At 62.7% G+C, this 7,195-nt stretch carries 6 protein-coding genes; 2 read left to right on the top strand and 4 right to left on the bottom strand.

What is annotated here, in order from left to right:
• Positions 1-502 (bottom strand): helix-turn-helix transcriptional regulator (locus EOD15_RS24660; RefSeq protein WP_127408927.1); only part of this gene is annotated, 502 nt, incomplete at its 3' end.
• 229 nt (positions 503-731) lie between these two features.
• Here EOD15_RS24660 and EOD15_RS24655 point away from each other — a divergent pair.
• Together EOD15_RS24655 and EOD15_RS24650 are read left to right on the top strand one after the other, a co-directional pair.
• Positions 732-1,742, top strand: a complete 1,011-nt coding sequence (locus EOD15_RS24655; RefSeq protein WP_164893270.1) for a fatty acid desaturase — start codon at positions 732-734, stop codon at positions 1,740-1,742.
• Positions 1,743-1,834: 92 nt separating this feature from the next.
• Positions 1,835-2,662 carry a PhnD/SsuA/transferrin family substrate-binding protein gene (locus tag EOD15_RS24650; RefSeq protein ID WP_127322353.1) on the top strand — a complete coding sequence of 276 codons (828 nt, stop codon included), beginning with the start codon at positions 1,835-1,837 and terminating at the stop codon, positions 2,660-2,662.
• Here the strand turns inward: EOD15_RS24650 and EOD15_RS24645 are convergent.
• From EOD15_RS24645 to EOD15_RS24635, 3 genes are all read right to left on the bottom strand, one after another.
• Positions 2,627-3,982: a Xaa-Pro peptidase family protein gene (locus EOD15_RS24645; protein ID WP_127322352.1), complete on the bottom strand. Its 1,356-nt coding sequence runs from the start codon at positions 3,980-3,982 to the stop codon at positions 2,627-2,629. The two genes, EOD15_RS24650 and EOD15_RS24645, sit on opposite strands and share 36 nt — an antisense overlap.
• Positions 3,983-3,991: 9 nt before the next feature.
• On the bottom strand, positions 3,992-6,562 hold the full coding sequence (locus tag EOD15_RS24640) for an FAD-dependent oxidoreductase (RefSeq protein WP_127408926.1): 2,571 nt from the start codon (positions 6,560-6,562) through the stop codon (positions 3,992-3,994).
• Positions 6,563-6,619: 57 nt separating this feature from the next.
• Positions 6,620-7,195 (bottom strand): trimethylamine methyltransferase family protein (locus EOD15_RS24635; protein WP_185929061.1); only part of this gene is annotated, 576 nt, incomplete at its 5' end.

Raw genomic sequence — 7,195 nt, 5'->3', positions numbered from 1 at the left:
GCGGCATGCAGACTTCCATGTCGGTTTCCGGCCGCCTGTTGTAGTCGATGCGGTATTGCGTTTCGCCGGCCTGGGCGAGGCGGCTCTTGTTGGTGATGCCGGCTTCGTAGTCGACCAATGTTTCGGTGCGCAGAAGGTCGGGAATGCCGGCCGGTACGTAGCGGATCTTGGTGCCGGCCGCCTCGGCATGCCATTTGGCCAGCAGCGTGCGGTCGAAGCCGTCCGGTGCCTCTTCTATCTCCAGGCTCTCGCGGATTTCGCCGGTGAGACCCTCGTCCTGGCTGAGGCCGAGAAGCCAATCGAGCGACACCTTGAACTCGGCGGCGATGTTGAGCAGCGTTTCCGCTCGGGGCAGGCGCGTCGAGGCGCCCGACAGCAGCTGCGACAGCGCCGAACGGTCGATGCCGACCGCGGTCGCAAAGGCCGACTGGTTGAGGTCGGAGCGTGTCAAGAGTGTTTTCAGGCGCTCGCGGAAGATCGTCGACAGGTCGCGCTTGTCCATGTGCGTGCTCCACCTCGATTGAGGAAAAATTTGCGCCGAATCGTTTCCGAGCGCACCTCAGGCGTAAATGAATCCCTAAGCCTGTTTACAATGTGTAACATGTGCGGTCAAAAACGCGCAACCGCAACAGTTTGTGTACTTTGTCTCGTTGAGTGGAATCACTTCTCCTGACACAATGTTGTCAGGAGCCAATTGGGGCTCCGGCGACTGAGGGGCAGTGGTCGATAGCATGACGAGCAAGAGCATCAGGCGACACAGCGCACCGGCCATAGAGTGGCCGACCGTGGTACTCGCCTTCTTCTGCTACGCAACTTGGCTCGCCACCGGTTTCCTGCTCTGGCCATCCTACCCCGTCCTGGCGCTCGCCATCCTGGCTTTGACCGCCGCATTGCAATCGTCGATCATGCACGAAGTGCTGCACGGTCATCCGACACGCAACGCGCGGGTCAATGAAGCCTTCGTGTTCCTGCCGATCGGTCTGGTCTGGCCATTCCGCCGCTTCAAGACCATTCATCTGCGCCACCACGCCGACGAGCGGCTGACGGACCCGCTGGACGATCCGGAAAGCTATTATCAGGCGCTCTGGCAGCACGACGAACTGCCGCCGACGATGAAATTCCTACTCAAGATCAACAACACCATGGCCGGCCGCTTCGTGCTTGGCCCGTGGCTGTCCTGCGTCGGCTTCTTCATCGACGATGCCAAGCACGTGATCGCCGGTGACAAGGCGATCCGCAAGGCCTGGCTGCTGCATGCGATCGGCCTTGCCGTCGTGATGCCGATCGTGCAGTTCGGCTTCGGCATCCCGCTGTGGCTTTACATTCTGGTGCCGGTCTGGCTCGGCCAGTCGCTGATCTCGATCCGTACTTTCGCCGAGCATCAATGGTCGGAACATCCGGAAGGCCGCACGGTGATCGTCGAGCGCTCGCCGCTGTCGTTCCTGTTCCTCAACAACAATTTGCACTTCGTCCATCACAAGACCCCGACCGTGGCCTGGTACAAGCTGCCCAAGCTGTTTCGCGACCGCCGTGAGGAATGGCTGCGGATGAACAATGGCTATGCCTATCCCAACTATTTCGCGCTGATCAAAGCCTATGCGTTCAAGGCGAAGGAGCCGATCGTGCACCCGGTGCTGCGGCGTCAAGCCGAGCCGGGCAGGGCCTTCAAGCCGCGCATCAGGGCGCGCAGCATCAGCGGACTCGGCAGTGCGCCGGTTCCCGCAGAGCCGCCGAAGGAATAATTCCGGTCTACCCGGAATCCGTGTCGGCCAATTCTGATTGGGCGCCGCGTTTTTGCGATCATTTTTCCAGACATGATGATTTGATATCCGGCATGAGTGAATTGGTTGCGGCGTTGCCGATGTATGACTGGCCCGAAATACGCGGCGAGGTCGACGCGCAATGGGCGCTGTTGCGCGACGCGTTTCGGCAAAAGGGTATCGACGCACCGCAAACCATCGTGCGGCGCAATGGAGACCTGCCGCCGGTGCCGGGCGGTATTCGTGATGCTGCCGGTGCATTGATCGCACCCGATCCAGTGACATTGCCGCCGGACGAACTCGATTTTCACAGACTGTGGCTGCACCCGGCGCTGCTGTTCGCGCAGACCTGCTGGGGGCCGATGGAACTCGGCCTGTCTAGGCATGTGCAGGTGGTTGCCCAGCCAAGCTACGACGCCTACGAAGGCGGGCAGGGCGAGCTCTATTCCAGCGCCATCGTCATGCTGGCGGATGGCGCGCCGTCGGTTGCCTCGCCCAATGACGGCAGCCCGCTGATCCCACTCGATCGGATCCGCGGCAAGCGCTTCACCTTCAACAGCCTCGATTCGATGTCGGGGTTCCTCGGTTTGACGCGCGACCTGGAGGCGATGGGCGAGAGCCTTGACCTCTTTGCCTCGCGCAGCGAAAGCGGTGGGCACCGTTCCTCGATCGTCGCAATTGCAGAGGGCAAGGCCGATATAGCGGCCATCGACTGCAAGAGCTGGGCGCTGGCGCAACGCTTCGAGCCGGCGGCGAAAAAGGTGGCGGTCGTTGGCTGGACCGGACGGCGCAAAGGCCTGCCCTACATCACCGCCGCAGGGACACCGGAAAAGACGGTTGGGGCGTTGCGCGAGGCCATTGCCGGGCTAGCCGAGCAGTATCTTATCCAACGGGTAGGTTGAGAGCTGTTCGTTGCCCGTCTCGGTGATCAGTATCTGTTCCTCGATCTTGACGCCTTCGCGCCCGCCAAGCCTGCCGATATAGCTTTCCACGCACAGCACCATGCCCGGTTCCAGCACGCCGTCCGGAGTGTCCGATGTCCAGTCGCCGGCATGCGGCAAGGTCGGGTATTCATCGGCCAAGCCGACGCCGTGATAGAGCACGCCGTAGCGCGTCGGGAAGCAGTCGCGGGGCGGCACCGCCGAGCGTTCGACGAGGTCGCGAAACGAGATGCCTGGCTGCATCAGTGCCGTGTTGTGCCCGATCTGGTCGGCAGCGATGCGGAACAGGTCGCGCTGTTCGCTGGTCGGCTTTCCATCGCCGCACAGCCATGTGCGCGACAGGTCGGCGCAGAAGCCGTAGGGGCCGATCAGGTCGGTGTCGAAGGCGACGAGATCGCCAGCCTCGATCTTGCGCGACGAGCATTCCTGGAACCATGGATTGGTGCGCGGGCCTGACGTCAGCAGTCGCGTCTCGATCCATTCGCCGCCGCGCGCGATGTTGCCGCGGTGCAGTTCCGCCCACAATTCGTTTTCGGAAATCCCCGGCTTCAGCGCTTGTTCCATCTCGCCCATCGCCGCCTCGCAGGCGACGATCGCGCGGCGCATGGCGAGGATCTCGTCCGGCGATTTGATCAGCCGCGCGTTCTCCATCAACGCTTCGCCATTGCCGATGGAAATGCCGAGGCGAGCCAGCTCCTCGACGCCTTCCGGATTGATATGGTCGACGGCGATGCGGCTGTTGCCGCCGCCATGCTCTTTCACCAGATCGGCTATTCCTGCGGCCCAGCGGCGGACCTTTTGCTCGGTCAACTCACCGCCATAGAGATACATCCACGACACTGCCGGTCGCACTTCGTCGACGACGCCGGAATGGTCGGACAAATGCTCGCAGGAGAAATAGTCGAACAGCACCACCGGCCCGTCGGTGGCGACAAAGCAATGCCGCGTCGGGTTGTGCGCCACCCACAGCTGCATGTTGGTCGAGTCGGTGGCGTAGCGGATGTTAACGGGGTCGTAGAGCAGGGCGCCGGCATAGTCGCGGCGCCTCAGTTCGGCGCGGATGCGCTCCAGCCGGTATTGGCGCATCGCCGGGAGGTCGGGAGTGGCAATGCCCGCCGCGACCCATTCAGCCTCGGCCTGCGCGCCATAGCCCAGCACATGCTGGTTGAGCGAAGCCGCCTTCTGGCGAGAGGCGTCGCGCAAGGCTTCGATCGAGTCGGCTTCGAACGGCATGATCTTGCGATGCCGGCCAAAGCTGCCCTTCGGCGCCGGGTTGTCCATGGTCGAAACTCAGGTCCGCATCTTCTCGCCGCTCGGATCGAAGGGCGCTTCGACATTGATGCGGGCCGGGCGCCGGTGACCGAGGATCTCGATCTCGAACAGCCCGGCACTTTCGTCCTCGGCAAGCGCTGCGGGGACGTAGCCCTGCGCCATCGACTTCTGCACATAATGCGCATAGCCGCCTGACGTGACCCAGCCGACCACGCGCCAGTCACCGTCGACGATACCCCGCACGGCGGAAGCGCCTTCGGTAGCCTTGGAGCCACGTATTTCCTTGCCGCCCTCGTCGAAGCGGGGCGCGCCATAACCATGCGGCTTTTCAACCGTGCCATAGTCCTTGCTGACCTTGGCCCAGATCGGCTCATCGCCCATGACATCGGCGTCGGTGGCATCGACGATGAAGGAGACGCGGCGCAGCTTTGGCCCCTCGGCCTGTTCCTTGGCAGCGGCCTCGCGGCCGATGAAGTCGTTCTTCTCGAGCTTGATGAAGCGGTCCATCGCGCCTTCGAACGGTCCATAGATCGGCCGCAACTCGCGGAACCAGGTCGGAAAATTCTTTTCGAGGCGCATGGAGAGCAGAGCGCGCATGCCGAAATCGACAAGGCCGAATTCCTCGCCGGCGTCCTTGATTGCTTTGTAAACCAGGCGCTCGTAGGCCGGTGCCATCCAGATTTCGTAGCCGAGGTCACCGGTGTAGGTGATGCGGTTGACCATGCAAGGCGCCCCGCCAACCGCCATCTCGCGGAAATCCATGAAGCGGAAGGCTTTTGTCGAGACATCGACATCGACCAATTTCTGCAGCAAGTCACGTGACTTCGGCCCTGCGATCGACAGGCCGACCAGCGTCTGGTCGAAGCGGTGGATGCGCACCGTTCCGTCCTTCGGTAGATGCTTCTCGAACCAGCGCATGTGGTATTTCTGCGCCGCCGAGGAACCCCAGATCATGAAGCGGCCTTCTGCCGCCTTGGCGATGGTGAAGTCGCCGATCAGCTTGCCGAATTCGTTGAGCATCGGCGTCAGCACGATGCGGCGGGTCTTCGGCATGCGGTTGGTCATCAGCCGGTTGAGGAAATCCTCGGCTGCGGGTCCCGAGACTTCGTATTTGGCAAAATTGGCGATCTCGGTGACACCGACACGCTCACGCGTGGCGCGCACTTCCTCGCCGATCGGCCCAAAATCGTTGGAGCGGTGGAAGGAGACGATATCCCTGGGTTCCTTGCCTTCAGGTGCGAACCAGAGCGGCGTCTCAAGTCCCCAGCTGTCGCCCATGACGGCATTGTTGGCCAGCATCGTGTCGTAGAGCGGTGTCGTCTGCGCCGGGCGTGCCGCCGGCAGTTCCTCATTGGGGAAGCGGATGGAGAAGCGGCGCGAATAGTTTTCGCGCACCTTGGCGTTGGTGTAGCGCAGGCCAGCCCATTCGCCGAAGCGGGTGACATCCATGCCCCAGACGTCGAAGCCGGGGTCGCCGTGCACCATCCAGTTCGACAGCGCGAGGCCGACACCGCCGCCCTGGCTGAAGCCGGCCATGACGGCGCAGGCGCACCAAAAATTGGTCAGGCCCTGCACCGGGCCGACCAGCGGGTTGCCGTCGAGAGCGAAGGTGAAGGGGCCGTTGATGATCTGCTTGATGCCGGCTTTCTCGATGCCGGGGAAATGCTTGAAGCCAATTTCCAGCGACGGCGCGATGCGATCGAGGTCCGGCGGCAACAATTCATGGCCGAAATCCCACGGCGTGTTGACCGGCGACCACGGCTTGCAGGCCTTCTCATAGGTGCCGAGCAGGATGCCGTTGCGCTCCTGGCGGGTGTAGATCTCGCCCTTGAAATCGAGAACGCCGATCATTTCGCGGCCGGTAGACTTGTTGAATTCCTCGACCTCCGGCATCGGCTCGGTCAGCAGATACATGTGCTCCATGGCCAGCACCGGCAGTTCGACGCCGACCATGCGGCCGATCTCGCGCGCCCACAGGCCGCCGCAATTGACGACATGCTCGGCCTTCACCGTGCCTTGTTCGGTGACGACGTTCCAGGTGCCGTCGACCTCCTGTGTCAGTTCCACAACGCGGTTGCGCAGCACGATCTCGGCGCCGAGTTTTTTCGCCGCCTTGGAGTAGGCGATGGTGGTGCCCGACGGATCGAGATGGCCTTCCACCGGGTCCCACATGGCGCCGACGAAGTTGGTCTCGTCCATCAGCGGAAACATCGCCTTGGCTTCGGAAGGGGTGATCAGTTCTGTGTCCATGCCGAGATAGCGGCCCTTGGCGTGGGCCAGTCGCAGGAAGTCCATGCGCTCGGGCGTGTCGGCCATCATCACGCCGCCGGTCAAATGCAGCGAGCAGGACTGGCCGGATATCTCCTCGATCTCCTTGTAGAGCTGCACCGTATAGGCCTGCAGCTTGGCGACGTTGGGGTCGCCGTTCAGCGTGTGGAAGCCGCCCGCCGCGTGCCAGGACGAGCCGGAGGTGAGCTCCGAGCGCTCGATCAGCATGATGTCGGTCCAGCCGGCCTTGGCCAGGTGGTAGAGAACCGAGCAGCCGACGACGCCGCCGCCGATGACAACCGCTTTTACATGAGATTTCATCTAGATAGGTCCGTTTTTGCGTAAACTGAATCAGATGGGGTGTCGGCGGGGAGCCGATCAAAAATCGGTCGGCGCGCCGCCTTCGGACCGGCGCTTGGCGACGAAGGCGTTGAGTTCCTCGCGGATGGCCGGGTCCATGTAAGGCTCCTCATAGGACGCCAGCCGCTCCTTCCAGACCTTGTTGGCCTTTTCGAGCGCCGTCGGCGAGCCGGCTTCCGCCCAGGTCTCGTAATTGCGCCAGTCGGACAGGATCGGCGAGTAGAAGGCGGTCTTGTAGCGGTCCTGCGTGTGCTGGGTGCCGAAGAAATGGCCGCCAGGACCGACCGACTGGATGGCGTCGAAGCCGAGTGCCTCGTCGGAAAGATCGAGGGGGGTCAGGAATTCGGCCACCATCTGCAGCAGGTCGATGTCCAGGATGGTCTTCTCGTAGGAGCAGCGCAGGCCGCCTTCGAGCCAGCCGGCGGCATGCATCATCAGATTGCCGCCGCCCTGGATGGCGCCCCACAGCGAGAACACGCTTTCATAAGCCGCCTGTGCGTCGACCGTGTTGGCGGCGCAGGTGTTGGAGGTGCGGTAGGGAATGTTGTAGCGGCGGGCAAGCTGGCCGCCGACGAGCTGCGCCTTCATGTATTC

This window comes from Mesorhizobium sp. M7A.T.Ca.US.000.02.2.1 (assembly GCF_003996995.1).
Lineage (GTDB): Bacteria > Pseudomonadota > Alphaproteobacteria > Rhizobiales > Rhizobiaceae > Mesorhizobium.
This window is presented reverse-complemented; position numbering and strand designations above follow the sequence as displayed.

What these genes read in the sequence shown, in the direction of transcription:
- EOD15_RS24655 (WP_164893270.1), top strand. Translation starts at nt 732, where the DNA reads ATGACGAGCAAGAGCATCAGGCGACACAGCGCACCGGCCATAGAGTGG.
- EOD15_RS24650 (WP_127322353.1), top strand. Translation starts at nt 1,835, where the DNA reads ATGAGTGAATTGGTTGCGGCGTTGCCGATGTATGACTGGCCCGAAATA.
- EOD15_RS24645 (WP_127322352.1), bottom strand. Translation starts at nt 3,982, where the DNA reads ATGGACAACCCGGCGCCGAAGGGCAGCTTTGGCCGGCATCGCAAGATC.
- EOD15_RS24640 (WP_127408926.1), bottom strand. Translation starts at nt 6,562, where the DNA reads ATGAAATCTCATGTAAAAGCGGTTGTCATCGGCGGCGGCGTCGTCGGC.